This is a genomic window from Chryseobacterium arachidis, from assembly GCF_900129245.1.
GTDB lineage: Bacteria > Bacteroidota > Bacteroidia > Flavobacteriales > Weeksellaceae > Chryseobacterium > Chryseobacterium arachidis.
In genome coordinates, this window is sequence record NZ_FQUT01000003.1 from 15251 (window position 1) to 41513 (window position 26263).

The 26263-nt window shown below is 34.4% G+C and carries 27 protein-coding genes and 1 other RNA gene; 14 read left to right on the forward strand and 14 right to left on the reverse strand.

The genetic code is table 11. The features are described 5' to 3' along the window. Nucleotides 1-72: 72 nt before the first annotated feature. The 3 genes from BUA89_RS06345 to BUA89_RS06355 form a co-directional block, all read right to left on the reverse strand. A complete protein-coding gene (locus BUA89_RS06345; protein WP_072954368.1) occupies nucleotides 73-708 on the reverse strand; it encodes a DUF4241 domain-containing protein in 636 nt (211 codons plus the stop codon). A gap of 84 nt (nucleotides 709-792) precedes the next feature. Continuing rightward, nucleotides 793-1407, reverse strand: coding sequence for a DUF3239 domain-containing protein (locus BUA89_RS06350; protein ID WP_072954371.1), 615 nt, complete (start codon nucleotides 1405-1407; stop codon nucleotides 793-795). A gap of 21 nt (nucleotides 1408-1428) precedes the next feature. Continuing rightward, nucleotides 1429-4044 (reverse strand): valine--tRNA ligase, encoded by a 2616-nt coding sequence (locus BUA89_RS06355; protein WP_072954374.1) that lies wholly within the window; start codon nucleotides 4042-4044, stop codon nucleotides 1429-1431. 128 nt (nucleotides 4045-4172) lie between these two features. Here BUA89_RS06355 and BUA89_RS06360 point away from each other — a divergent pair, with 128 nt between their 5' ends. After that, nucleotides 4173-4658: a DUF1573 domain-containing protein gene (locus BUA89_RS06360; protein WP_072954378.1), complete on the forward strand. Its 486-nt coding sequence runs from the start codon at nucleotides 4173-4175 to the stop codon at nucleotides 4656-4658. Nucleotides 4659-4817: 159 nt separating this feature from the next. Further along, complete coding sequence (locus tag BUA89_RS06365; protein WP_072954381.1) at nucleotides 4818-5687, forward strand: polyphosphate kinase 2 family protein; 870 nt, start codon at nucleotides 4818-4820, stop codon at nucleotides 5685-5687. An 81-nt stretch (nucleotides 5688-5768) separates the two neighbouring features. On the opposite strand, the gene rnpB is transcribed toward BUA89_RS06365, so the two are convergent. After that, an RNA gene (gene rnpB / locus BUA89_RS06370) (RNase P RNA component class A) lies at nucleotides 5769-6092 on the reverse strand. Nucleotides 6093-6264: 172 nt separating this feature from the next. Between rnpB and BUA89_RS06375 the strand changes: the two genes are divergently transcribed. The 3 genes from BUA89_RS06375 to BUA89_RS06385 are packed head-to-tail and all read left to right on the forward strand — an operon-like array spanning nucleotide 6265 to nucleotide 9105. Continuing rightward, nucleotides 6265-6756 carry an RNA polymerase sigma factor gene (locus BUA89_RS06375; protein ID WP_072954385.1) on the forward strand — a complete coding sequence of 164 codons (492 nt, stop codon included), beginning with the start codon at nucleotides 6265-6267 and terminating at the stop codon, nucleotides 6754-6756. Beyond that, on the forward strand, nucleotides 6749-7423 hold the full coding sequence (locus BUA89_RS06380; RefSeq protein ID WP_072954389.1) for a beta-carotene 15,15'-monooxygenase: 675 nt from the start codon (nucleotides 6749-6751) through the stop codon (nucleotides 7421-7423). The genes BUA89_RS06375 and BUA89_RS06380 overlap by 8 nt, the downstream gene beginning before the upstream one ends. 59 nt (nucleotides 7424-7482) lie before the next feature. After that, entirely contained in the window at nucleotides 7483-9105 is a 1623-nt protein-coding gene (locus tag BUA89_RS06385) for an AMP-binding protein (protein ID WP_072954393.1), read from the forward strand. A 137-nt stretch (nucleotides 9106-9242) separates the two neighbouring features. Here the strand turns inward: BUA89_RS06385 and rpoN are convergent, their stop codons facing one another. The 4 genes from rpoN to BUA89_RS06405 form a co-directional block, all read right to left on the reverse strand. Continuing rightward, on the reverse strand, nucleotides 9243-10706 hold the full coding sequence (rpoN, locus tag BUA89_RS06390) for an RNA polymerase factor sigma-54 (protein ID WP_072954396.1): 1464 nt from the start codon (nucleotides 10704-10706) through the stop codon (nucleotides 9243-9245). A gap of 242 nt (nucleotides 10707-10948) precedes the next feature. Then, the gene (asnS, locus tag BUA89_RS06395; RefSeq protein ID WP_072954400.1) at nucleotides 10949-12397 is read right to left on the reverse strand and encodes an asparagine--tRNA ligase; all 1449 of its coding nucleotides are present in this window, start codon (nucleotides 12395-12397) and stop codon (nucleotides 10949-10951) included. 136 nt (nucleotides 12398-12533) lie between these two features. After that, nucleotides 12534-13133 (reverse strand): CDP-alcohol phosphatidyltransferase family protein, encoded by a 600-nt coding sequence (locus tag BUA89_RS06400; protein WP_083531624.1) that lies wholly within the window; start codon nucleotides 13131-13133, stop codon nucleotides 12534-12536. Nucleotides 13134-13140: 7 nt separating this feature from the next. After that, the gene (locus BUA89_RS06405) at nucleotides 13141-13707 is read right to left on the reverse strand and encodes a hypothetical protein (protein WP_228420532.1); all 567 of its coding nucleotides are present in this window, start codon (nucleotides 13705-13707) and stop codon (nucleotides 13141-13143) included. Between the two features lie 105 nt (nucleotides 13708-13812). On the opposite strand from BUA89_RS06405, the gene BUA89_RS06410 reads away from it, so the two are divergent. The 3 genes from BUA89_RS06410 to BUA89_RS06420 all read left to right on the forward strand — a co-directional run bounded on the left by BUA89_RS06410 (nucleotide 13813) and on the right by BUA89_RS06420 (nucleotide 17361). Further along, the gene (locus tag BUA89_RS06410; protein WP_072954407.1) at nucleotides 13813-14739 is read left to right on the forward strand and encodes a helix-turn-helix domain-containing protein; all 927 of its coding nucleotides are present in this window, start codon (nucleotides 13813-13815) and stop codon (nucleotides 14737-14739) included. Nucleotide 14740: 1 nt separating this feature from the next. Next, the gene (locus BUA89_RS06415; protein ID WP_072954410.1) at nucleotides 14741-15541 is read left to right on the forward strand and encodes a helix-turn-helix domain-containing protein; all 801 of its coding nucleotides are present in this window, start codon (nucleotides 14741-14743) and stop codon (nucleotides 15539-15541) included. A gap of 173 nt (nucleotides 15542-15714) precedes the next feature. Further along, a complete protein-coding gene (locus tag BUA89_RS06420; RefSeq protein ID WP_228420533.1) occupies nucleotides 15715-17361 on the forward strand; it encodes a serine hydrolase domain-containing protein in 1647 nt (548 codons plus the stop codon). Nucleotides 17362-17439: 78 nt separating this feature from the next. Here BUA89_RS06420 and rimM read toward each other — a convergent pair whose 3' ends face one another. From rimM to BUA89_RS06450, 6 genes are all read right to left on the reverse strand, one after another. After that, nucleotides 17440-17982 carry a ribosome maturation factor RimM gene (gene rimM, locus BUA89_RS06425; RefSeq protein ID WP_072954413.1) on the reverse strand — a complete coding sequence of 181 codons (543 nt, stop codon included), beginning with the start codon at nucleotides 17980-17982 and terminating at the stop codon, nucleotides 17440-17442. Between the two features lie 11 nt (nucleotides 17983-17993). Next, entirely contained in the window at nucleotides 17994-18557 is a 564-nt protein-coding gene (locus tag BUA89_RS06430) for a 30S ribosomal protein S16 (protein ID WP_072954418.1), read from the reverse strand. Nucleotides 18558-18701: 144 nt separating this feature from the next. After that, the gene (locus BUA89_RS06435) at nucleotides 18702-19190 is read right to left on the reverse strand and encodes a hypothetical protein (protein WP_072954422.1); all 489 of its coding nucleotides are present in this window, start codon (nucleotides 19188-19190) and stop codon (nucleotides 18702-18704) included. Nucleotides 19191-19248: 58 nt separating this feature from the next. Further along, the gene (locus tag BUA89_RS06440) at nucleotides 19249-19758 is read right to left on the reverse strand and encodes a nitroreductase family protein (protein WP_072954425.1); all 510 of its coding nucleotides are present in this window, start codon (nucleotides 19756-19758) and stop codon (nucleotides 19249-19251) included. A 239-nt stretch (nucleotides 19759-19997) separates the two neighbouring features. Continuing rightward, nucleotides 19998-20447 carry a hypothetical protein gene (locus tag BUA89_RS06445; protein WP_072954428.1) on the reverse strand — a complete coding sequence of 150 codons (450 nt, stop codon included), beginning with the start codon at nucleotides 20445-20447 and terminating at the stop codon, nucleotides 19998-20000. 78 nt (nucleotides 20448-20525) lie between these two features. Beyond that, the gene (locus BUA89_RS06450; protein WP_072954431.1) at nucleotides 20526-21056 is read right to left on the reverse strand and encodes an SRPBCC family protein; all 531 of its coding nucleotides are present in this window, start codon (nucleotides 21054-21056) and stop codon (nucleotides 20526-20528) included. A 215-nt stretch (nucleotides 21057-21271) separates the two neighbouring features. Here BUA89_RS06450 and BUA89_RS06455 point away from each other — a divergent pair, with 215 nt between their 5' ends. The 6 genes from BUA89_RS06455 to BUA89_RS06480 all read left to right on the forward strand — a co-directional run bounded on the left by BUA89_RS06455 (nucleotide 21272) and on the right by BUA89_RS06480 (nucleotide 26240). Then, the gene (locus BUA89_RS06455; RefSeq protein WP_072954435.1) at nucleotides 21272-23320 is read left to right on the forward strand and encodes a M3 family metallopeptidase; all 2049 of its coding nucleotides are present in this window, start codon (nucleotides 21272-21274) and stop codon (nucleotides 23318-23320) included. 66 nt (nucleotides 23321-23386) lie between these two features. After that, nucleotides 23387-23818: a hypothetical protein gene (locus BUA89_RS06460; protein ID WP_072954438.1), complete on the forward strand. Its 432-nt coding sequence runs from the start codon at nucleotides 23387-23389 to the stop codon at nucleotides 23816-23818. 204 nt (nucleotides 23819-24022) lie between these two features. Further along, nucleotides 24023-24481, forward strand: a complete 459-nt coding sequence (locus tag BUA89_RS06465) for a hypothetical protein (protein ID WP_143152276.1) — start codon at nucleotides 24023-24025, stop codon at nucleotides 24479-24481. A gap of 60 nt (nucleotides 24482-24541) precedes the next feature. Continuing rightward, entirely contained in the window at nucleotides 24542-24925 is a 384-nt protein-coding gene (locus tag BUA89_RS06470; protein WP_072954445.1) for a hypothetical protein, read from the forward strand. 10 nt (nucleotides 24926-24935) lie between these two features. Then, on the forward strand, nucleotides 24936-25136 hold the full coding sequence (locus tag BUA89_RS06475; protein ID WP_072954449.1) for a YqaE/Pmp3 family membrane protein: 201 nt from the start codon (nucleotides 24936-24938) through the stop codon (nucleotides 25134-25136). Nucleotides 25137-25622: 486 nt separating this feature from the next. Beyond that, on the forward strand, nucleotides 25623-26240 hold the full coding sequence (locus BUA89_RS06480) for a hypothetical protein (protein WP_072954452.1): 618 nt from the start codon (nucleotides 25623-25625) through the stop codon (nucleotides 26238-26240). Nucleotides 26241-26263: the final 23 nt, after the last annotated feature.

A 26263-nucleotide genomic window follows, 5' to 3' on the forward strand; every position in this document is an offset into this window, starting at 1 on the left:
GTTAGTTTTATTATTTTGTATAAATTCTGATAAAAATACAAAACAATATCTCTCAAAAATAATTAATTTTTATTAACTAATTTCAATAAATTCAGTTACAATTTTTACCGGTGCTTTATTTTTATCATAAGCAATATAGCTTGCGTAAAAGCCTTCTCCATACCCTGTTTCGAAGGCAAAAATAGTTCCAGGATGATTATCCGACGGTTTTAAAAATGCAAATTGGTCTATCGCTCCTTTTTCATCAAAGAAATATTCATGGAAAAACTCTTCATAAATCCCCATAAAATCTACTCCTTTGCTTTTATAAAGACTTTGTTCGAGTTCATTAAGGCTGTTTTGGGTATCAACATCCATAAAACATCCCATTCCACTCTCAACAGGATAACCGAAAACTTCACCTTCGGCCAGATCTTTCATATCTTGCCCAGAAGTGGTCGCCAGTTTCCAGTCGGAAATATCTGTATTGCTGAACACTATTTCTGCATATGCCACGCAGTTGCTCTCCCTTTCTTTATGAAGTAAAACAGAAAAACTTCCTTTCGGAAACTCTGTAGTAAAAGGCAGCATATCATTCGTAATCAAAGGATCGCAGGCCACCAGCTTTCCGCTCGAAAGATAAATTTTCCCAACTTCAAAGCTCTCAAGTAAAGGACTTTCAACAAAGTTTTTTGAGAATATCTTTTTTATATTTTCTATATGTTTCATACTATTTTAATTACCTGCATCATTATATTTTTAAGTCAAAAAAATCCTTATTAATAAGGATTATAATCAACTAAAAGCATGAACCTACCATTGGCTGTTTTCATTAAAAATTTTAAACAAGCCTTCTTTATAAGGTTTCTTTATTTCCTTTATTCTGTTTTCCAACACCTGCCAGCTCTCATCCGAATAAGATTTTAAAACAGCATGTAATTCTGCTTTATTATTGTTTACATATTCCACAGGAACCGGAAAAAAGTTTTTCCAGTGCGGACTGCAGCTTTCTGAGCCTTCGTATAGCGAAACCGTTCCTATTCTTTCATTTAATTTGGCTTTTCCTCTGTAAGGGATCACTTTTACAACAGGATAACTCCCGGCAAATCCTTTGGTAAGATCGGTAGTTACCGCAACCAGCTTGGGATTTTCTGAAATGATGATACCACCATTGGAATCCCCGTGCGCAAACTGTTCCTTTTTTCTTCTCCAGTAAATCATATTGACGAAAAACAAAATGAAAAATGCAACACCTCCAATAATTAATGAAATACTTAAAGCAAATACCAATGAAGCCAACAGAGCTATTAACAAAAAAACAGGTTTGTACATATACCTCATCAATACCAAAGGCATTACTTTTACTCTGCCCGGATTGGAAGCTATCGTATCGCTGTCTAAGGTGAAAATACCTCTGTCGTCTTTCATGGTAAGTTGAATAAAATTAACTTATAAACTTTTCAGCTTCTCTTCCAAAATCGCAATTTTGTCAAGAGCATCTTTTTGCTTTTTACGCTCAACTTCTACAACTTCCGGCTTTGCGTTGGCAACAAATTTTTCGTTTGATAATTTCTTATCCACAGAAATCAAGAATCCTTTTAAATATTTTAATTCTTCTTCTGTCTTTGCTTTTTCTTCTCCTAAATCTAAGTTTTCACTTAAAGGAATTGAAATTTCCGTTGCACCCACGAGGAATGTAAAGCTTGGCTTATCTGTTTTTGTTCCGAAATGAATTTCTGAAACGTTCGCTAATTTTTTAATTACCGATTCGTTTGCAAATTCTGAAGCATTGGTATAAACTTCAACCACTTCTTTTGGAGAAATACCTTTTGTCTGACGGTAATTTCTTACGCCTGAAATAATTTCAGATGCCGTTTCGAAGTTTTTGATAATATCTTCGCTGAAAGCTTCTGCTTTCTTCTGTTGCGCGACAATTAATGCATCTTCAATATTTCTTTCCGAAATTGTTTGCCACAATTCTTCCGTTAAGAAAGGCATGAATGGATGCAATAATTTCATTAATTCCTCAAAAAGAGCAACTGTTTTATTGTAAACTTCCTTAGAAATTCCTTCACCATAATTCGGTTTAATGGCTTCCAGATACCAAGAACAGAAATCATCCCAGATTAATTTATAGATCAAATGTAAAGCATCCGAGATTCTGAATTTTTCAAACTGATCATTAATTTCAGCGATAGTTTTGTTTAATTTATTTTCAAACCATTCGATTGCCTGAATTTCTGTTGAGTTCGCTGGCTTATCTTCATGATTCCACATGTTAATTAAACGGAATGCACTCCAGATTTTAGACATGAAATTTCTTCCCTGCAACATCAAATCTTCATCAAAAAGAAGGTCATTTCCGGCTGCAGAGCTTAATAAAATTCCTACGCGAACTCCATCAGCACCATATTTATCCATCAGTTCCAACGGATCCGGTGAATTTCCTAAAGATTTTGACATCTTTCTTCTCTGCTTATCTCTTACAATTCCTGTAAAATAAACATTTTTGAATGGAACTTCTTTTCTGTATTCCAATCCGGCCATAATCATTCTGGCAACCCAGAAGAAAATAATATCCGGACCTGTTACCAAGTCAGAAGTCGGGTAATAATAATTGATGTCTTTATTTTCAGGATCAAGCAATCCATCAAAAACTGACATTGGCCACAACCAAGATGAGAACCATGTGTCAAGAGCGTCTTCATCTTGTTTTAGGTTGTCAGTTGTTAGTTGATCGTTGTTGGTTTTTTGTTTTGCAAGTTCTAATGCTTCTTCGATCGTCTCTGCAACTACGAAATCATTTTCTCCGTCTCCATAATAGTATGCAGGAATTTGCTGTCCCCACCAAAGCTGACGGGAAATATTCCAATCACGGATGTTTTCCATCCAGTGCTTGTAGGTATTTTTAAACTTTTCAGGATAGAATTTTACTTCGTCATCCATTACAACATCCAAAGCCGGTTTTCCCAATTCAGACATTTTTAAGAACCACTGAACGGAAACTTTAGGTTCGATCACCGCTCCTGTTCTTTCAGAAGTTCCGACTTTATTTACATAATCTTCTGCCTTTAATAAAAGATCTTTTTCTTCTAATTCTTTCGCGATCTGTTTTCTTACTTCAAATCTGTTTTTCCCGGCATAATGTAAACCGTAATCATTCAGATTTCCGTCATCGTCCAAAGCATCAATCATCTGAAGATTGTGCTTTTGCCCAATTTCGTAGTCATTGATATCGTGAGCCGGCGTAATTTTCAAAGCACCCGTTCCGAATTCGATATCAACATATTCATCTTCAATGATCGGAATTACTCTGTCAACGATCGGTACGATTACTTTTTTACCTTTTAAATGAGCATATCGCTCATCATTAGGATTAATACAAACCGCAGTATCCCCGAAAATCGTTTCCGGACGTGTTGTAGCTACCGAAAGGAACTCCTCCGAACCTTCGATCTTATATTTAAGGAAATAAAGTTTTCCGTTTTGCTCTTTGAAAATTACTTCTTCATCTGAGATATTGGTTTTTGCCTCCGGATCCCAGTTTACCATTCTATAGCCACGATAGATCAGTCCTTTATTGTATAGATCAACAAAAGATTTGATAACCTGCTGAGAAAGTTTAGGCTCCATGGTAAAACGGGTTCTGTCCCAATCGCAAGAGCAACCTAGTTTTTTCAACTGCTCAAGGATCGTTCCTCCGTATTTATCGGTCCAGTCCCAAGCGTGTTTTAAAAATTCTTCACGGGTAATATCAGACTTGCTGACTCCTTCTGATTTCAGTTTAGCAACAACTTTAGCTTCAGTAGCAATCGAAGCGTGATCTGTTCCCGGAACCCAACAAGCATTAAAGCCCTGCATTCTTGCACGGCGGACCAGAACATCCTGAATGGTATTGTTAAGCATATGCCCCATGTGTAAGATCCCCGTAACGTTTGGCGGAGGAATTACAACAGTATAAGGCGGCTTATCATTGGGCTCTGAATGGAAGTATTTGTTTTCCAACCAGTAATTGTACCACTTTTGTTCTGTTTCCTGTGGATTGTACTTTTCTGAAATCTGCATAAATTCTATTACTTTAATTTACAATTTGCAAAAATAGTCTAAAGAAAAAAAATTTTAAGTATGAATTAAAATAATTTTTAACTTTGTTTCTCAAAATTTATCTAACAACATATTTAATATTCAAGAATATGAAAAAATTAATCGCAGGAATTGCTTTATTCGGAACATTCGCGTTGGCATCTGCACAAACTATTACTTTTGATAAAACGACTTTCGACTACGGAACTGTAAAGCCTAGCTCAGATGGTATAAGATTTTTCACAGTAACAAATACAGGTGACAAGCCTTTGATCCTTTCAAATGTAAAAGCGTCTTGTGGATGTACGACTCCTGAATTCAGCCAGGATCCTATCATGCCTGGAAAATCTGCTAAAATCAAGGTTGGATACAATACTGCGATCAATGGTGGATTCAACAAAATGATTGAAGTATTTTCTAACGATCCAGTAAACAGCAGAAGCGTAATCTACATTAAAGGAAACGTAGATGCAAACGCTCCGGAACCGAAGCCATTGACTCCTGAGGAACTAAAAGCTAAAGCTAAGGAAGAGAAAGCTGCTGCAAAGGCTGCTGCTAAAGAAGCAAAAAAAGCCGCTAAAACTGCTGCAAAATAAAATCTCTACTCAAAATAAAGAAACCGTCTCCATCGAGGCGGTTTTTTTATTACATTTATGTTAGGTTTGGTTGATGGTTTTTGGTTGATAGATTACTACTAAACGTTGAAAATAATATTTAAATGTTAATTTTTTAAACTTCAAATAAAAAAATAAAATATGGACACCAATTTCTCGGATGACTTTTTAATACAAGGAAAATTTTCAATAAAAAAAACTTCAACGGAATACAAAGGAAAGCTTACCAAAGAAGAGGGTACACAATTATTAATTCAGGAAAAAGAAAAACTTCGTGAGCTTCAGGAAAGATTATATTCGGATGGTAGCCAATCTCTTTTAGTTGTGCTTCAGGCAATGGACGCTGCAGGAAAAGACAGCATGATCGAACATGTTTTCGGAGGTGTAAATCCGCAAGGCTGTAATGTAACAAGTTTTAAAACTCCGAGTTCTAAAGAGTATACTCATGATTTTTTATGGAGACATTATCTTGCCCTACCACAAAAGGGTATGATCGGAATTTTTAACCGTTCGCATTATGAAAGTGTACTGGTTTGTAAAGTGCATCCTGAATATAATCTAAGCGAAAAAACATGGAAGTCTGTAAGAGATTTTGATGATAAATTCTGGGAAAACCGCTATGAAAGCATAAGAAACTTCGAAAAACATTTAGCTCAAAACGGAACTACTATTGTAAAAATATTTCTGAATGTCTCCAAAGACGAGCAGAAGAAAAGGCTTCTCGACAGAATTAACGAACAGGAAAAAAACTGGAAATTTTCCGCGGCAGATCTTCCTGAAAGGGCATTATTCGATAAATATATGGAATGCTACGAAACAGCCATTAATGAAACCTCGAAAGATTATGCACCCTGGTATGTACTTCCGGCAGATAACAAGTGGTTTGCAAGAGTGGCAGCCATCCAAATCATTATTGATACATTAGAAAAAATGGATTTAAAATATCCGCAACTCTCAAAAGAAGACAAATTGGGTTTAGAAGAGGCAAAAAAACAACTGGAAAACGAATAAAAGAGCAAAAATGCCACGAGTGCACGCATTAATTAAAAATAATCTCAAAAATATTCGTGTATTCGTGGCATTTTTAATAAAATCACGAGAAAATCTATAAGCCGGATTCTGTTCTTCCGAAGAAGCGCCTGTTATTTATCTACGTCGTACATTACTGCAAAACTTGAGCTGATTACCCCTCGGCTTTCAGAGCGAGCAACTCCTATTTTCATTGCTGAAAAGAACCGATATACTTATCATTGCACCACAAAGAGTTTACCTGGTTTCACTACAGCCGAACTGTACATACTTTCTGTTGCACTTGTCCTACCCTCGCGGGTGACGGATGTTATCCGCTTTGATGCTCTATGGTGTCCGGACTTTCCTACCCTTACCGAAGTAAGAATCAACAAGCCGAAATTCTCGTGGCTACAAAGATAGATAATTTGAAAATTTGACAATGTTTTAATTTGAAAATTTTCAATTCGCAAGAAGATTTGTTATACAAACTTTACCTTATTCGTTCATTTTCAAATTACTTAATTTTCAAATTCTCAAATTATATCATATCTTCGTACGACAAAATTACACCTCTACATTGGCTTCAAAGGAAAAAGAATTTGCGCAGCTTATAAAGGATAATCAGGGTTTGATTATCAAAGTTTCGCGTTTGTATACCAATTCTTTGGAGGATGAGGAAGATCTTTTTCAGGAAATTGTTTTACAGTTGTGGAGAAGTTATGACTCATTTAAAGGAAATTCTAAAATTTCTACGTGGATGTACCGTGTTGCCCTAAATACAGCCATTACCCTTTTCCGAAAAAAAAGCAAGAGCCTGCCGACCAATGAATTAGACATCAATCATGCAGATTTTATCGAAGATGATGATGAAAAACAGCAGCAGGTATCACTTTTGTATACGGTAATAAAGACGCTTCCTAATGTGGAACGGGCGATCGTAATGATGTATCTGGATGATTTGCCTTACAAGGATATTGCAGAAAACCTCGGGATCACCGAAGTAAATGCGCGTGTGAAAATGAACAGATTAAAGAAAACCCTTAAAGAACAGATGGAAAAATATGCCTGAATTTGACTTAGACAGCTTTAAGAAAACGTGGCAGGAACAGCCTGTTCAGCAAAAATACGACAACAATGAGATTCTTCAGATGTTGAACAGAAAATCGCGCAATTATGTAAAGTATATTTTCTGGATCAGTGTTTTTGAATTTATTCTTTTTTCTGTAATGGGCTTATTCTACTTTTTTAAAGGAGAAGAAACGAATGGCTTTTTAAATGTTTTGGAAAAACTAGGAGCCGAGAAAACACCCGAAATCGAAAATACCTTCGATAATATTTACATGATATTAAAAATCTTAAGTCTTATCATTACAGCATATTTTGTTTATAAATTCTATCAGAATTACCGTAAAATAAGGATTGAAGAAAATCTTAAAGGTTTAATTACAAGAATTATCCAATTCAAAAGAACGGTTAATGCATTTATTTTAATCAGTATTCTGCTTTTAGTGGCCTTTACCTCTATTTTTACCGTTTTTATCATCTACTCATTAAATTCTCAAAATATTGAGCCGAAAAACTCTGATCTCACCATATTTATTATCGGAGTTATCCTTACTACAGGGCTTTCAATTTTATTGATATGGCTGTATTACAGATTGGTTTACGGGATTATTATGAAAAAGCTTGATAAAAATTTAATCCAGTTAAAAGAAATCGATTCTCAGGAAATTTAATCCAGAAAGCAGGAATTTAAGATATTATTGTTAATTTTATTAACCAAATCTTTTATTCTATGCCAATATCCTATGTTCATGGGGCTTCCGACATTCCATTATTAGGTGAAACCATCGGAAACAACCTTAAACACACCGTTGAAAAATTCCCCAATCACGAAGCATTAATCTGTGTACATCAAAATTACCGCGCCACTTATCAGGAATTTTATAATCAGACAACAGCGGTTGCAAAAGCATTAATTTTCCTCGGTGCAAAATCTGGCGACCGTATTGGGGTCTGGTCTACGAACCGTTACGAATGGGTTTTATTGCAATATGCGACTGCCAGAATCGGAGTTATTTTAGTCAATATCAATCCCGCATACAGAACAAGCGAGCTGATTTTCGTGATCAATCAGTCTGAAATGTCCCATATTTTTTCATCTCTTGCTTTTAAATCAAGTGATTATAAAAAAATGATTGCGGATGCAAGAGAGTTTTGCAGCACTTTAAAATCAGAAATTTTCTTTGATGACAATTGGGAAGAATTCTTAAATAAAGGACAGGAAATTTCCGACGATACTTTACATAGTTTTGAAGAACACGTTCAGTTTGATGATCCTGTGAATATCCAATATACTTCCGGAACAACAGGCTTTCCAAAAGGTGTGACGCTTTCCCATCATAATATTTTAAATAATGGCTATTTTATTGGGGTAAGATTAAAATACACCGAAAAAGACAGAGTTTGTATTCCCGTTCCTTTTTACCACTGTTTCGGAATGGTGATCGGAAATATTTGCTGTACAACTCACGGAGCCTGTATGGTGATTCCTAACGACAGTTTTGATCCTGAAATTACGTTAAAGGTCGTTTCTGATGAAAAATGTACCTCATTATACGGAGTTCCTACCATGTTTATTGCCGAATTAGCCGTAAAAAATTTCGACACTTTTGATTTTTCGAGTTTAAGAACGGGTGTGATGGCAGGTTCTGTCTGTCCTCCGGAAATCATGAAAAAGGTGGAAAATCTGATGAACATTAAAGAAATGAGTATCTGTTACGGGATGACAGAAACTTCTCCTGTTTCTACCCAAACATTGATTGGAACACCATTTGAAAAGCAAGTCAATACGGTCGGAACCGTTCAGAATCATTTAGAAATAAAAATCGTTGACGAAAGCGGAAAAATTGTTGAACGTGGTGAACATGGAGAATTGTGTACCCGAGGATATTCTGTCATGCTGAAGTACTGGAACGATCCTGAAAATACGAAAAAAGTTCTGGACGACGCACGCTGGATGCATACAGGAGATATGGCTGTGATGGACGAAGAAGGCTATATCACGATTTCCGGAAGAATAAAAGATCTGATCATCCGAGGCGGAGAAAATATTTCGCCGAAGGAAATTGAGGATTTTCTATATACCTATCCTAATATTTTAGATGTACAGATCATCGGAGTTCCGAGTGAAAAATTCGGAGAAGAAGTAATGGCCTGGGTGAAAGTGAGAAAAGGCTTTAATGTAACCCAAGAAGAACTTTTAGACTATTGTAAAGGAAGAATTGCCCACTACAAAATTCCGAAATACTGGAAATTTGTGGATGAATTCCCAATGACAATCTCAGGAAAAGTAAGAAAGGTAGAAATGCGTGAGGTTTCCATGAAAGAGCTTGGCTTGGAGAAAATTGGTCATTGATTTATTACTATTCATTTTATCAATAAGAACAGGTTTAGACCATTTAATAGAAAATTTGATTCAATTTTGGTTTTAACCAAAACTTAAAATTCAATACATAAAAAAGCATTTCAAAATTGAAATGCTTTTTTAATATTTTAAAGTTCTTTTCTTAATCTTGCCACCGGAATATTCAGCTGTTCACGGTATTTTGCAATCGTTCTTCTTGCAATATTGTACCCCTGTTCCTTTAAGATAACAACCAAAGCATCATCTGTTAATGGTTTTCTCTTATTTTCCTTGCTGATAACTTCCTGAAGATGTGTTTTAATTTCTTTTGTGGAAACTTCTTCTCCGTCATCATTCGTTAAACTGTCAGAGAAGAGATCTTTCAGATAAATAATTCCGTTGGGTGTATCGGCATATTTACTTTTTACCACCCTTGAAATTGTCGAAATATCAAAACCTGTGATGTCTGCAACATCTTTCAGAATCATTGGTTTTAAAGATTTTTCGTCACCTGTGATGAAATAATCTTTCTGGAATTTCACAATCGCAGTAATAGTCTGCAACAATGTATTCTGGCGCTGATTAATCGCATCAATATACCATTTTGCCGCATCCAGCTTTTGCTTGATAAACAAAGCTGCCTGTTTATGTTCAGAAGAATTTTTGTCGTGAGAATAGGTTGATAAAATATCTTTATACTCTTCGGAAACTCTTAAGGTAGGTGCGTTTTTGCTGTTTAACATTGGAATTACCTGCCCGTCTTTCACCTGGATTACAAAATCCGGAATAATTTCCTGATTGATTGTAATAGTCTGGGTATCGAAGTTTCCGCCAACTTTTGGAGAAAGTTTTGAAATCTCATCCAAAGCATCTCTCAGATCTTCTTCTTCAATATCATATTTCTGGATGATCTTGTTGTAGTGCTTGTTCGTTAAAGCATCAAACTGATGTCTCAGAATGTTGGCAGCCAGAGAAACCGCTTTATCAGAGCTCACTTTTTTCTCGATCTGTAACAATAAACATTCCTGAAGACCTCTCGCTCCCACTCCCGGCGGATCCAGTTTCTGAACATAATTTTCAAGAATATCCTCTACATTTTCTTTCGTGGTATAAATTCCCTGAGAAAATGCCAAATCATCAACAATAGATTTTATTTCTCTTCTTAAATATCCGTCTGTATCAAGGTTTCCGATGATATATTCTGCAATTTTTTCGTCTTCTTCGCTGATATTTACCAAATGGATCTGCTCCATAAGGTAATCATACAAAGACTGCCCTTCTGTTAAAAGGCTTTCGTTATCAAATTCCTCGTCGTCTGAAGAATAATTGCTGGATGCAGTTTTATAGCCGGGTTCGTCATCATAAAGATACTGGTCTACATCAAAATCGGTTTCAATACTTTCTGTACCTTCGCTTTCATACGAATCTTCCAGAGACGCATATTCATCTTCCTTCGATTCCTCTTTTGCAATCTCCAATGCCGGATTTTCTTCTAACTCCCTTTCAAGCTCTTCTTCAAACTCCAGGGTATGAAGCTGGATCAACTTCATCAACTGGATTTGCTGGGGCGCCAGCTTCTGTCCTAATTTGAGTTGTAAGTGTTGTTTTAGCATATTATTAGATGGTGTTTAACATAACATATTCTACGAATTTAATAAAATATTTCGAGAAAAATAATTTTTAGCACGATTTTTGCATTATGTGGTATACAATAAGCTATTTAAAATAAACAACAAAAGCCCAGAAACATGTTTTTCAGGGCTTTTTTATTGCTTTTTATCTGCTTACATTTTCGGAAGTCAACAAAAAATCCTCCCGATATTATCAGAAGGATTTTGTTTATCTTTAAATAAAATTAAAATTCAGCGTTCTTCGGCGTTCTTGGGAAAGGAATTACATCTCTGATGTTCGTCATTCCTGTTACAAAAAGAACCAATCTTTCTAATCCTAAACCAAATCCTGCATGCGGAACAGAACCGAATTTTCTGGTGTCTAAATACCACCAAAGCTCATGTTCATCAACATGCATTTCTGCCATTTTTTGCTTTAAAACATCCAGTCTCGCCTCTCTCTCAGAACCGCCGATGATCTCACCGATTCCAGGGAAAAGGACGTCCATTGCGGCAACCGTTTTGTTGTCGTCATTCAGCTTCATATAGAATGCTTTGATTTCTTTCGGATAATCAAATAAAACTACCGGACTTTCGAAATGTTTTTCAACCAGATATCTTTCATGCTCAGACTGAAGATCTGTACCCCAATTTTCAACCAGATACTGGAATTTTCCTTTTTTGTTCTCTTTCGAGTTCATTAAGATCTCAATCGCTTCCGTATAAGAAACTCTCTTGAAACGTTTAGCAATAACATTTTGAAGTTTTTCGATCAAACCTTCTTTTGCTCTGTCTTTTTCAGGTTTAGATTTTTGCTCTTCTTCAAAACGCTTGTCTAAGAACTCCAGATCATCTTTACAGTTATCCAAAACGTATTGAATCACATATTTTAAGAAATCTTCCGCAAGGTCGATGTTATCTTCAAGGTTGTTGAAAGCAACTTCCGGCTCGATCATCCAGAATTCCGCCAAGTGACGTGTTGTATTCGAATTTTCTGCACGGAAAGTAGGTCCGAACGTATAAATTCTTCCCAATCCCATTGCTGCAGTTTCTCCTTCAAGCTGCCCGGAAACCGTTAAGTTTGTTTTTCTGCCAAAAAAGTCCTGAGAAAAATCAATATCTCCCTGCTCGTCTCTTGGAATATTGTTCAGATCAAAGTTTGTTACTCCAAACATTTCTCCTGCTCCTTCCGCATCGGCTCCCGTAATAACAGGTGTGTTGATGTAAAAGAACTGGTTTTGGTTAAAGAAAGAATGTACCGCAAAACTCACCGCGTGACGCACTCTGAAAACCGCTCCGAATAAATTTGTTCTGAATCTTAAATGAGCCTGTTCTCTTAAAGTTTCTAAAGAATGTTTTTTAGGCTGAAGAATCGTTTTGTCTCTTTCTTCCGTAAAGTTATCTCCTAAAACCGTAATTTTTTTAGCCAAAATTTCAACAGCTTGTCCTGCTCCCTGACTTTCTACCACTTCACCAATAATTTTAAGAGAAGATGCTGTACTGATCTTATTAATAATCTCTTCGTCAAAATTTTCGAAATCAACAACTATCTGCAAATTATTAATCGTAGAACCATCATTTAGCGCAATGAAGCGATTTGCACGGAACGTTCTTACCCAACCGTAAACCGTAATGTCATGATGTAATACTTTCTTGTAATCCTGTAGGATTTCCTTAATTGTCTGCTTTTTCATTTGTTGATGATAAATTTTTGTATAAAAATTAATGTCTGCAAAGTTACAAAAAAACAGCGCAACTTGATGATTACGCTGTCTTAATTAAAAAATGATTTATCAATTACTTAACAAAAAACAATGCTTTAAATAGTAATTAATTAAAGAAAATCGTCTTTTTCCTCTGTTTTCCGTTCCGGATTTTCCATGCATGATAAGAACTCGGAACGTCGTATTGCCATTTTGGAAGGATTAATACAATTAAAATAACATCAATATGAGAAATAAATCCCAGTATCACTGTGAGATAAAAAGCCCAACCCGCCTGCTGAAATCCTATCAAATAAGTAAAAGCAATTAACAAACTGAGTCCCCATATTTTTGACAAAAAAGCATGAGTACAGGTTTCTTTTCCGAATTTCCAAATGCTAATAATGTAGCAAAGTGCTTCCATAACAAAGATTAAAAGAATTCCTTTCCATTTGTTTTGAATTAATTCAGGACTTAAAATGTAAGCTGCAAATCCCAATGAAAGCCAGAAAATCAAATCGGTCTGACTGTCCAATCTCCGTAATTTTTCAGAAGAAACGCCGACTTTTCGGGCGATGATTCCGTCGAAAATATCTGTGAATAATCCAAAATACATTAATCCTAAAATTAAAAATCTGGATTCGTCGCCTTTGAAATAAGCTATTGAAAGAATTATTGGCGCAAAAATGAATCTTATGGCAATTAATAGATATGGTACTATTTTCATGGTAATTTTATTGAATTCTTTTAAATTTTTCAGCGTAATTAATGGTATAACCTGCCCACATAATGAACAAAGCCGCTCCACTGTTATCATAATAATCCTGAATCAGGAGATTTTTCTGATTTGTAAGACCAATTCTGCTTTGAAAGCTCTGGCAGCCACCAAACAAGAAAGGAATTCCGTGACATTTTGAAGTATAATTGCTTAATGTAAGCAATCCGTTTTTAAGCGTTCCGTTATATACGAAGGAATATTTTACGGAGTCATTCTTCAACAATTTAAATTCTAATTCATACGTTTTCCTGTTCTCTAAAGCTTTTGATTTGATTACAACTTTATCACAATCAACAATTTTAGAATTATTCAGATCCATTATCCCCGCAAAATTTCTTATTTTTTCAGATTTTTGCCCTGCGGAATTAATATGTTCATACCCTTTAAAATCATATTCTCCATCAATCATCGAAACACTTTCTTTGGTAATTATCAATAAATCATCTTTAATCATTTTTCTGCTGAAAGTAGCACACGAATGGAGAATTAAGATAAATATTGAAAATATAATATACTTTTTCATAGCTAATTATTTTAAAATTATACCCCAAAATTATCTGCGGAAAGCACAAATCCAAATGCGAAAAAAAATTAAAATAAATGTCTAAATTTGTGAAAATCACAAACTATGCATCAGGAACTATTACTTAGGGAAATCCGCAAAAGAATTGGTGACAAATCATTGAATGACGAGATTGCCAATATTCTCAATATAAGTTATGATGCTGCTCACAGAAGAACTTCCCAGAAAGCGAAATTCAGTTTTGAAGAAGCTTTGGAACTGGCAAAATATTATCAGATTTCTCTGGATCAGTTCTTAACTTCAGATCATCAGATTTTAGTACAAAAAACCTCCGCAGTTACTCAAACCGAAGATCTTCAGTCGTTTTTTCAGAACAATCTGAGCGTTTTTGAAAATCTTCCGCTTTCAGATGATATGAAAATTTATTATTCTGCGAAGGATATTCCGTTTTTCTACACACTTTCGGATACTTTACTTTCCCGCTTTAAAATTTATGTCTGGATGAATTTGCTGAATGCCAAACAGGTTTTTGTCCCTTTTTTACAGTTCTCTCCGCCTCAATTTGAAGCCGACACGAAGAAATTAAGAAAAAAATACGAAGAACAGAATGTTGCTGAACTTTGGAATGACATGACCATTTCGAGTATTTTGCAACAGGTTTTGTTTTATTATGAAACCGGGCATCTTAAAAAAAACGAAGCCCAAATTATCCTGCAGGAATTAAAAGAACTGATAGAATATATTGAGCAAAAGACAGAAAACAACCCAAAATTCCATTTGTATGAAAACGAACTGATGCATCTTTCCAACGATATCTTTTTTCATCATCCGCAACAGTCACTTTTTGCGTTGCCAACCAATATGTTCGGTTATATTTTAATTAATGATGCTAAAACCTGCAATGAAACGTTAAATTATTTTGAGCATCAGATTAAAAATTCAAAATCACTGAACACTTCGGGAAATCGGGACAGGAAAATATTTTTCAATAAAATGTATCAACAGATTGAAAATTTAAACCAAAAACTGTAATATGAAAAACCTTCGTTATGGTGAATTTTTCGGACAGACCAACGAAACCCTCAATTTCGATGGAATAACTATTACGGATACCGAATACACCCACCCTTTTGTAGACTTGCATTATCACGAAAACCCTTATTTTACTTTTCTAATACAAGGAAAAATGAAGGAAGGAAATAAAAAGGAAATCTATGATTGTTCAGCAGGAGCATTACTTTATCATCATTGGGAAGATGCTCATTACAATACAAAACCAGAAATTTTCACACGAGGTTTTCATATTGAAATTACAGAAGATTGGTTTGAAAAATTTCAACTTTCAAAAACTCAGATTGAAGGAAGTTTTAATATTAGAAATCCGTCTTTAAAATTATTGATGTATCAGATTTTTAAAGAAACAAAATTAAATGATTCCTCTTTTGATCTTTCTGTTCATCAACTTTTATTAAATCTTTTTAATCAATTATCCAATCAAAAAAACGATTCAGAAAAGAAACCAGCCTGGGTAAGACAAATTGATGAGATCCTGCATGAAAGTTTTACGGAAAAATTAAGTTTAAATGATCTTTCTAAGACATTAAATATTCATCCGATTCATTTAAGCAGAGATTTTCAGAAATATTTCAACTGCAATTTAGGAGAATACCTGAGAAAATTAAAAGTCGAAAAGTCGCTGAAAATTTTAAATGATTTTGAATCTCTATCGGAAGTTGCCTTAGAATGTGGATTTTCAGATCAAAGTCATTTTATCCGTTGTTTTAAAGAAAATATTGGGATGACACCTTTGAAATATAGGAAGATTTTGAAATAATCTTTTTTATTGCAAAGATTCTCGCAGATGATTGCGTATATTTTTTTATTACAATTCCCGTTAAGGTTTAAACTTTGACAAGGATTAGAAATAATTTAAAAGAAAAATCAAAAATGTTAATTTCATTCTATTTTTTCTAAAAATCGATGTATATTTTTGTTCAGATAAAATTGATGATGAAACCAATCCTACTATTTATATTAATTCTAATTTCAGGCTTTTCTTTTGGGCAGATTCAAAACAGCATTGAGCCTGAAAAAATTGAAAATCCGATTCACAAAAACCACTTGAATACGATTGTTTTCTCGGATAAAGTCATTCCTTTTAACAATATGAAGGAAACTGATTTTCTAAAATCAATGACGTTTCAGGAGGAGAAAAATTTTGACATCCGGGTTTTTATGGATAATTCTTTGGTCAATTATTTACATCAGCTTGATCCGTCTTTATCTGTTGAAGAATTGCTTAAAAAAGGAAATTACCAATTTAATTTCTTTGTTGACGAAAAATTAATTTATACTGAAAATTTAAACTCCGGAGCCGGAACTATAGATCAGAAAAAATTTAAAACAAGTTTCAGAATTCCATTTCTCAGTACAAAAAATGAAGATTCCTGGGGAAGATATTTGTGGATGAGATTTTATTTTGCGAATGGTGGAATTGATGCTTTGGAAGCCGGAAAACATACATTGAGAATTGAAATTAAGCCTTATTTAAAAACATCAACATTAAAAGTTGGAAAAACAATAGCACAGGGAGAAATTCAATTAAATATTCCGAAAAAAAATGTTTCGGCGGAACAAATTGCTATTCAAAAGATCAGACCCAACAGCAGCTGGAAGGTTTCGGAAGAGAAATTTAATCAGGAAAAAATCAGACTTTTAAATCAAAAAATAGCAGAAAACAGATTTCGTGATATTACCGGAATTGTGGTGATTAAAAATGAAAAGCTGTTGCTCGAGGAATATTTCAATGGCTACAATAGAGACAGCCTGAATGACACCCGTTCTGTCGGAAAGTCTTTTTCTTCCGCGTTGATGGGAATTGCGATAAATGATGATTTTATTAAGAGTGAAAATCAAAGCCTGAAAGATTTTTATGATCTCAAAAAATTCAACAATTATTCTTCTAAAAAAGATAGTGTTACGATTAAAAGCTTACTCACGATGAGTTCGGGATTTGATGGAAACGATGAAGATGATGAATCTCCCGGCAATGAGGAAAATATGTATCCTACAGATAATTGGGTAAAGTTTACTTTAGATTTACCGATGACCGAAAATAAGATAGGGAAAAACTGGAATTATTTCACTGCCGGAGTCGTAATAACCGGAGATATTTTAGATCAATCTGTTCCAAATGGATTGAAAGATTATGCCGATAAAAAATTATTTCAGCCTTTGGAAATTACCAATTACAAATGGCAATTTACCCCACAGCAAAAACCTTCTCTGGCAGGCGGATTACGAATGCGTGCATTAGATTTCGCCAAATTTGGACAATTGTATAAGAACAACGGAACCTGGAAAGGACAACGAATTTTAGATAAAAACTGGATCAAAAAGACATTCACCAATTATTTTGCAGATCACAAAGATTTTGAAGGGTATGGATATTTATTTTGGAGAAAAGTCTATAAAGTCGGAAACAAAGAATTTGAATCTTATCAGTCCAGCGGAAATGGCGGAAATAAAATTATTATCTTCAAAGAAATCCCTATAGTAATCGTCGTTACGGCAAAAGCATACAATAAACCTTACGCCCATTCTCAGGTTGATAAAATTGTACAGGAATATTTGTTACCCGCCGTTTATAATTAATAAGCAATTGGTAATGAGTAATAAAAAAATGGTCAATAAAGTGAATGGTCAATAGTGAATTGAGATCTCACAAGAAGATTATTCGTCTTTCTTAGAAGGAACAAGAAAAACATCAATAAGACCTTCCGGAAGCTGCATTTTGATTGTTCGTTCTTCACGATCAACTTCAAGAATCCAGTCTTTGATCATAGGAATTACCACTTCTTTTCCATCAAGATTCGTAATGAAATACACCTGAGCGGTCTGATCATTGACTGATCTTATAACTCCACAGTTGTTATCATTTTCATCCAAAATTTCAAACCCTATAATTTCGTGGTAATAGAATTGTTTGCCTGTCAGTTTTGGAAGAGACGCCAGTGGTAAATAAACATTTTTACCCAAAGATTGATCTACCAAAGCCTCAGACGAGTTTTTAAAGGCAATATTCAGAGCGTCCAGTTTGCTCCATGCTGATTTTGCAATAAAAAAAGGAACCAATAATCCGTTGATTTCAACGAATATTGATTCCAGTTTATTGTAAAGCTCGGGTTGATCGGTATCCAGTTTAAGAATAACATTTCCCGCAAGTCCGTGTCTGCGTGTGATTTTTCCTAATAAATAGCAATTTTCTTTACGCATACGGGTTTGTCTTAAGCTTCAGTGTTTTCTTCTGTAGATTCAGCAGCAGCTTCTCCTTCTGTAGCTTCAGTTACTTCTTCAGCAGGCGCGTTTGCAGCTTCTTCAGCAGCCTTAGCATCAGCTTCAGCTTGTGCAGCAGCAGCGATTCTAGCTTCGTTTACTTTAGCTTCAGCTTCTAAAGCAGCTTTCTTAGCATCAGACTTAGCAGTTGCCAAACCTTCTACTTTACCTTGTACTTTAGCTTCTTTAGCCTCTACCCAAGCAGCAAATCTTTTTTCAGCTTCAGCCTCATCAAAAGCTCCTTTAGCAACACCACCTTGTAAGTGTTTTTTGTAAAGTGCACCTTTGTAAGAAAGAATAGCTCTTGCAGTATCAGTTGGCTGAGCACCGTTGTTTAACCACTTCACAGCAGAATCAACATTCAAGTCGATTGTTGCAGGGTTAGTAATTGGGTTGTAAGTTCCTAATTTCTCGATGAATTTACCATCTCTTCTTGATCTAGAATCTGCAACCACGATGTGGAAAAAAGGTCTCCCTTTAGATCCGTGTCTTTGTAATCTGATTTTTACTGACATAATGTTTGAATTTTACGGGAACTCGTCCCAGTTAAATATTTAAGAGTGCAAAGATAAAAAAAATTTTCAATTCAACAGTTTGAAACTAAGATATTTTTACATCTTTCTAATAAAATAAAATGAAAGGCAATACTGTTGAGAGGATTACGGAAATGAAAGCAGCCAGAAATACAATAAGATTATCTTTGGTTTTCCTGTAATCAAGCGTATTACCCAATAGTTTAAAATATATATAGGAATCAATAAAAAAAACGAAGTTTCATTGGTTATTAAAAGCAAATCATCTAATACCAGAATTCCGATAAATGTTGCTATTAAAATACCCAAAAGGCTTCTGTAAACAGTTCTTTTGTCTATTGTATTATTTTCTTTGTGGGATGAAAATTGATAATACTTTTCGATAATGAAATATTCCAATTCTCTTTTTGTAAGAATATGAGATGAAATATTTTTCTCAATAACATTAAAATCATCTCCTTTTTGAACCATATTATAAATCTCAAAAGAGATTCTTCCCTTTTCTTTAATTAAAGCCGTTCTGAAATTAGCTTTATTTACAAATTCATCATAATCGAATTTCTGACCTATTGCAGCGCGCATTTCATCATTGATTTTCCCCGTATGCTCTACCATCGAAAGATAGGCAACGATTAAATCTTCTTAGTTATAATTCCTGTAAATATTTTTCATTTTAAATCTTTCCCATATAGAAAAGCCCTAAACATTTCTGGTTCTCTTCGACAGTAAGAGATTTTTTCAGCTGTTCAACAATTTTCGGAGAGCTCCAGTAGCAACCAATTTCGTTGACAGTACAGGTAAGATACATATTCTGAACCGCCATAGAAACCGCAGCAATTTCTTCCCATTCAGGAACCATTCCGCTGAAATTGACAACGATAGAAACTACGGCATCCGCTTTATTGATTTTGAAACCGATGTCGTTGTATTTTTTCTCTAAAAAAACTTGTGGGTCTTGAGTAGATTTGTAAATCTCCTGCATTTCTGAAGCTAATTTAGCTTTCTCTTCTCCTTTGAATATTTTGAAACGCCAGGGTTTTGTCCGTTTATGGTTGGGAGCAAATGTTGCTGAATGTAAAATTTCATCCAGAATTTCCTGAGAAATTTCTGTTTCTGTATAATCTTTTGGAAAGACACTTCTTCTTTGCTCTATGATTTCTTTTAAAACGTCTGCTTTGTTCATAGAGACAAAATTACGATATGAAATTCAATCTCTATAATTATTCTAAATTAAATTTTAATGCTTCCCATATTCATTTTGTTATTCTGACAAAGGAAGAACCTCAACCATTTATTTTATGGATTCTTCATTCCGCTTCGCTTCATTCAGAATGGTAGGTCGTTTAATTGAAAAAATTCATCATTCATCATTCATCATTCATCATTCATCATTCATCATTCATCATTCATCATTTATAACTTTTAAATTACCTCAACAATTTTCTGATGAATTTTATTTAAAGTAAACTCATCACCGGACTGCATGCCCATCATTTTTCTTGCCATTGGGCTTTCGGAGGAAATGGCGTAAAAACGGTCCCCTTCAAAAAAGAATTCACCCAGCGAAACCGAAATATAAAAACGGGCTTTATTGGTAATGACCAGAGAGCCCAGCTGTACTCTTTCAGTGGAATTATTTAAAACTTTTGCCATATTCCTCTTTAAATCATTCAGAGCTCCGAGCTGTCTCTGCATTTGGTAAATTTCCTCCTGCATTTCTTCCCTCATACTGTCATACTTCGGAGTCTTTTTGATCTCGCGACTTGCTTCCTGAGTAAAATCAATAAAGTTTTTAAGCTTTTCGATCTTTTCAGCAATCACGTTTTTTACATAATTTCTTATGTCGTTTTTCTCAAATACGCTCTTCTCCATACATCTAATCTTTATATAAAGATAATATTTTTTAAACAGAAATAAAAAAGCCCTGTAAAAAATTACAAGGCTTTTATTCTATTGTTCTGAAAGTTTTTTCAAATCATCCAACCCCTGACCAAACATTTTATCCATCTGCATATCCATCATAGGTTTCATTATTTTCATGACAGAGGTCAATTCATTATCCATCGTCCAGGTTACTTTTGTACCGTTTCCTTCCGGTGTCAGGATAAAGTTGGCTTTTGCTGTTCCTTCCCAAGGCTCAATAAAATGAAGATCGCTTGACACTTTTTCATTCGGAACGACGGCCGTTACGGTTTGTTCTCCCTCTCCCACATCTTTATTTCCTTTCCAGTGATAAGAATCTCCCACAGTTCCCTGAACTCCGGAATAGACAATCTGAATATTCGGATCTGCTTTGGCAAAAGGATTCCACACATTCATCGCTTTTGTAGAACCTACATTTTGCCATACTTTTTCTTTTGGAGCATTGATTACCACAGATTTTTCAAAATGATAGTCTTTACTGAAAGCCAGCATTGCAATAATGGCATATACAACAAGTAAAAGAATAATTACGCCAAGAATTTTTAAGATCGTTTTCATAGTTTAATATATTTTGGGTTCAAATTTTTAACATCATTAAGTTTAAAAACTTGTTGTCAAAATTAGCCATTCCCTAAATCTTTCAACTTCGCCTATGACAAGATTAATTAAAGATAAACAATTTTGTCACATCTTTTCAGTAGGGCATTATTTTTGCGCCATCAGTCCACGAATCACTACGATTGCTTACATTTACAATAATTAAAAATCGAAAAATGAATATTTTAACAGAAAATTTTAATACACCATATCATTCTGCGCCATTCACTTCTATTAAAAATGAAGATTATCTTCCGGCTTTTCAGGAATTAATTAAAAAATCTGAAGAAGAAATCGACGCAATTGTCAACAATCCCGAAGAACCGACTTTTGAAAATGTAATCGAAGCGTTGGCTTATTCCGGGGAACAGCTTGATAAGGTTTCCAATATATTTTTCAATTTAAATTCCGCCGAAACGAGTGATGAATTACAGCAAATTGCTCAGGAAGTTTCACCGATTTTAACAGAATATTCTTCAAAAATTTCTCAAAACGAAGCGCTTTTCAATAAGATCAAAAAAGTGTTTGACGAAAAAGAGAAATATAATCTGAATGAAGAACAGCAAATGCTTTTGAATGAAACTTATAAAGGTTTTGTGAGAAGTGGTGCCTTATTAAATGAAGTAGACAAAGAAAAATTAAAGAAAATCAACATGGATTTATCTTTGAAATCACTTCAGTTCGGGCAAAATGTGTTGGCTTCAACGAATAATTATTTCAAACACATCACCAATAAAGAAGATTTGGCAGGAATTCCGGAAGCCATTTTGGAACAATATGCCGAAGAAGCAAAAGAAAGAAATTTGGAAGGTTGGGTCGTGACTCTACAGTATCCAAGCTATATTCCGTTCATGACTTATGCTGAAAACCGTGAATTAAGAAAAGAAATTGCACTGGCAAACGGTAAAAAATCTTTCGACGGCGGAGAATTTGACAATCAGAATTTAATTAAAGAGCTCTTAAATTTAAAACAACAAAAAGCGGAATTATTAGGCTACACCAATTACGCAGACTATGTTCTGGAAGAAAGAATGGCAAAATCTCCGACAAAAGTTTTAGATTTTTTAAATGAACTTTTGGTGAAAGCAAAACCTTATGCAGACAAAGAAATTGAAGAATTAAAATCTTTGGCAAAAGCCGACGGAATCGATGAAATGCAAGCTTACGACCACGCTTTTTATGCCGAAAAACTTCGTAAAGCTAAATATGATCTTAATGACGAGGAATTGAAACCTTATTTCCCGTTAGAGCAAGTTCAGGAAGCTGTTTTCGGATTAGCTGAAAAGCTTTTCCACCTTACTTTCAAAGAAAGACATGACATTCCAAAATACCATGAAGATGTAAAGGTTTACGAAGTAAAAGAAATAATTGCAGTTTCTAGTTCAGGAATGATTGAAACAGATTATAAGGCGTTATTATATGTCGATTATTTCCCGAGAAAAGGCAAAAGAGCCGGAGCCTGGATGACGAGCTATAAAAATCAGTATCAAAAGGGTGGCGAAAATTCTCGTCCGCATATTTCGATTGTTTGTAATTTCAGCAAACCGACAAAAGATACACCGAGTTTATTGACATTCCAGGAAGTGACGACTTTGTTCCATGAATTTGGTCACGCCCTTCACGGAATGCTGGCAAACACTCAATATCCAACGCTTTCTGGAACTTCTGTAAAATGGGATTTTGTGGAATTGCCTTCTCAATTTCTGGAAAATTTCTGCTACGAACCGGAATTTTTAAAAACTTTCGCCAAACATTACAAAACAGGTGAAGTTTTACCGGACGAAAAAATCGAGAAAATTGCACAGTCGAAAAACTTTATGGAAGGGTATCAGACGTTGAGACAGCTTGGCTTCGGATTGTTGGATATGAATTATCATACTAAAGTTGCAGAGTTGGAGAGTAAAAGTGTGAAAGAGTTTGAGGATAATTATACTCAGGCGACACAATTATATCCGGCAAATCCTGAAACGGCGATGAGTCCGAGTTTTTCTCATATTTTCCAAGGTGGATATTCTGCGGGATATTATTCTTACAAATGGGCGGAAGTTCTGGATGCCGACGCTTTCCAATATTTCAAAGAGAACGGAATTTTCAATCCTGAAATTGCTGCAAAATATAAAGTTCTACTTTCTTCCGGCGGTACAAAAGATCCGATGGAATTGTATAAAAGTTTCAGAGGAAGTGAGCCAAAAGTGGAGAGTTTATTGAAGAGGGCGTTTGGATAACAAATAAAATATTAAAAACCATTAAGTTTGAGTATACTTAATGGTTTTTAATTTAATACAGAATCAATGGAAATAATCAGAGATATTGTCTGCCAAGTTTATTATGATGAGAAATCATCTGAAAAAATCTTTGAGCTTTTGAAGCTTTATTTGCCAAAATATGAACCGCTGAATTTGGATTATACATCCAGAGTTGGTAGTGATGAAGAATTTAGCAGCAATCAGGAAATGATTGATTATTTTGTGAATACTGATAATGTTCGTTCAACATTTTATTGGAATCAATCTACTGATAATCCTAATAAGATTATGTTTGGTGTAAATATTACGGATGATGGCAAAACTGTTTTTAGTTTAACTATTGACGGAACAATTTCACTGGCAGAAATTTATTTAAAGGATTTAAAACAAAGATTAAATTCTGATATTGGAGTGATTACTTTTGTGAATCCTGCGGAATATGAAAATGGGTTGGATTTTAAAACGAAATATCAATGATTCACGTAAAAGTCCTTTTAACCATGATATTAAAAACAATATTTATTCTCATAACATTGTTAGCTCTTTGAAAGTGAATAAACTATTTCCTATCTTTCCTCAATTAAAACTTTAATAACCTGTACTTTGAAGAAAATCATCTTTACTTTTTTTATTTTTCTCTTAAGTTTTAGTACTTATCATTCACAAGAATTAAAAAATAATTTGGAATTTGGGATCTTAGGAAATCTGGGATTTTTACACGTAGGCTATACAAGATCGATGGTAAATTTCTCTGAGTTTTCATTGAATACGGGAGTGAAAGTCGGATATGTTCCAAATTCCGCCGACGAATACACGACAGATCCTCAAAATGCAGTTCCAAACTTTATTCACCTAAACTTCCCTGCAGAATTGTTATGGAAATTCCACAGATCAAACAACTTGGGAATCGGAGCAAGTTATTCGAAGATTTTCGTGGGAACAAGAGAATATGGCAATCGTGAAAAATCCAATTATGACAGGATATTGGGAGAAATAAGTTACAGCCATATCCTCAGTTGGAGCGACGACAATGAAACTACAATTTGGATAAAAGGTTCTTTTACTCCTGTTCTCAAGGATAATCATGCCGATGATGTCCAGAATATTCCTTTCCGCTTATCTTTTGTTTATAATTTTTAGCAAAAAAATATTTAATTAAAATCTTTGAGGAAAGTAAAATAGCTTTTGTAATTTTAAAAAATGAAAACCGTAACTCAACGCCTCCAAAACGTAAAAAAACTCCAAGCCAAAAGATTGGAAAACGAAGATTATTGGGATGAAATCAACGAACTTCTGCTAAAAGAACTAAAAGATATTCTGGATATTGAACCTCAAAACACTTCAGCTTTAATCAATCTGGGTGCTGTTTTGTCTGACTCGGGTGAGAATGAAAATGCCTTAGCCGTTTTAAAAATCGCATTAGATTTAGGCTCTGAGGATAAAAATCTTTACATCAACCTTGCTATTGTAATGATTGATTTGGGAATGCATGCGGAAGAATATCATGAATATCTGGAAATCTCTGAAAATTTCAGTGAAAATCCGCTTACTTTTAAAGCCTATTTTGATCCTCAGTCTCATTAAACTTACAACTATGTTATTAGCTATTATATTACCATTCTTATCATTCATCGTCCGTGGAAAAATTCTCACCGGGATTCTTTGTCTGATCTTACAGATTACTTTAATCGGTTGGATTCCTGCAGCAATTTGGGCGGCTTTATCTTTAAACAACGAAAGAGCTGAAAAAAGAAATGAGAAGTTAATTCGAGCCATGCGGGAAAACCGAAAATAGCCAAATTTCCTAATTATAAAATACATTTCAACAGCAATGAAATATCTTCTAACCGCCCAGGAAACCGACAGGCTTATAATATTTCCAAGAGAACCTTTACTTTCGAGAAAGCCGAACTAAAAAAACTGATTGAAGCACTCCAAAAAATACAGCAAAACACTTCCAAAAATCCGGAAAACGAAACAAAATATAAATACCTAACCCAAAACAATTTTGAATTCGGAAGCATTTACAACCAGACTTCAAAAACCTGGGAAAACTATCTGAAGCTGCCATCACAACTTTACGGACAAAATCCGATGACTTTTTCTCCCGAGGAGCTTCATCAGTTGATTAAAATACTGAAAGCAGCAGAACAAAAATTATGATTAAGATAAATGAATTATAATTAAGCTTAAGAGAAATAATACCATACCATTCCTTCATGTAAAATTTTTCGCTACCTTAGTTAAAGAAATACCGAAAAACAAGGCATTGCATAAGATTATGGCGAAAGAACTTTATTTTATAAAAACCAATCCTGTTGTTGCAAAAATCAATTTGTACAATAAACTTTGCCGTGAGGAAAATAATGTTCTGGAGTTTCTGGAAGATGATAAAAAAACAAGCTTAGAGCTGATTAAAAAAAAACTGCAGGAAGAAAACGTTGATAATCTTTCTAAAGAAGAGCTTTCAGGTATTTTCAACTGGTTTAGAGAAAAATATAATTCTACTAATCCTGAAGAAGTAAAAACACAGCTTTTTGTGCATGGCATTGATGTTTTTCATCAACTTTCTTCGTCTCATATCGGGGTTTTCCAGCAAATACTTTCGGATTACGAAAAATACACGCAGCACAAACTGAGCTTTAAAACCAATGCAGAACAGTTTTTTCATTTTTTGATCTACGGAATATTTTTTACCGGACTAATTAATAAAGAAAAAGGTGAGGCAAATTATTTGTTGGATTATTTAAAGTTAGATCATAAAGATTTATTTTCCTTTGCCGAAAACGAATTCAGCCTAAAAAAGCAGGATCTTATTTCAGATGAAAATATATATCCGGATTTTGAACTATTGTATGATTCCACTAAGTTTTATAAAGGCTCCATTATTAAGCTTTAATAAAAAATACTCGTCAAAGATTC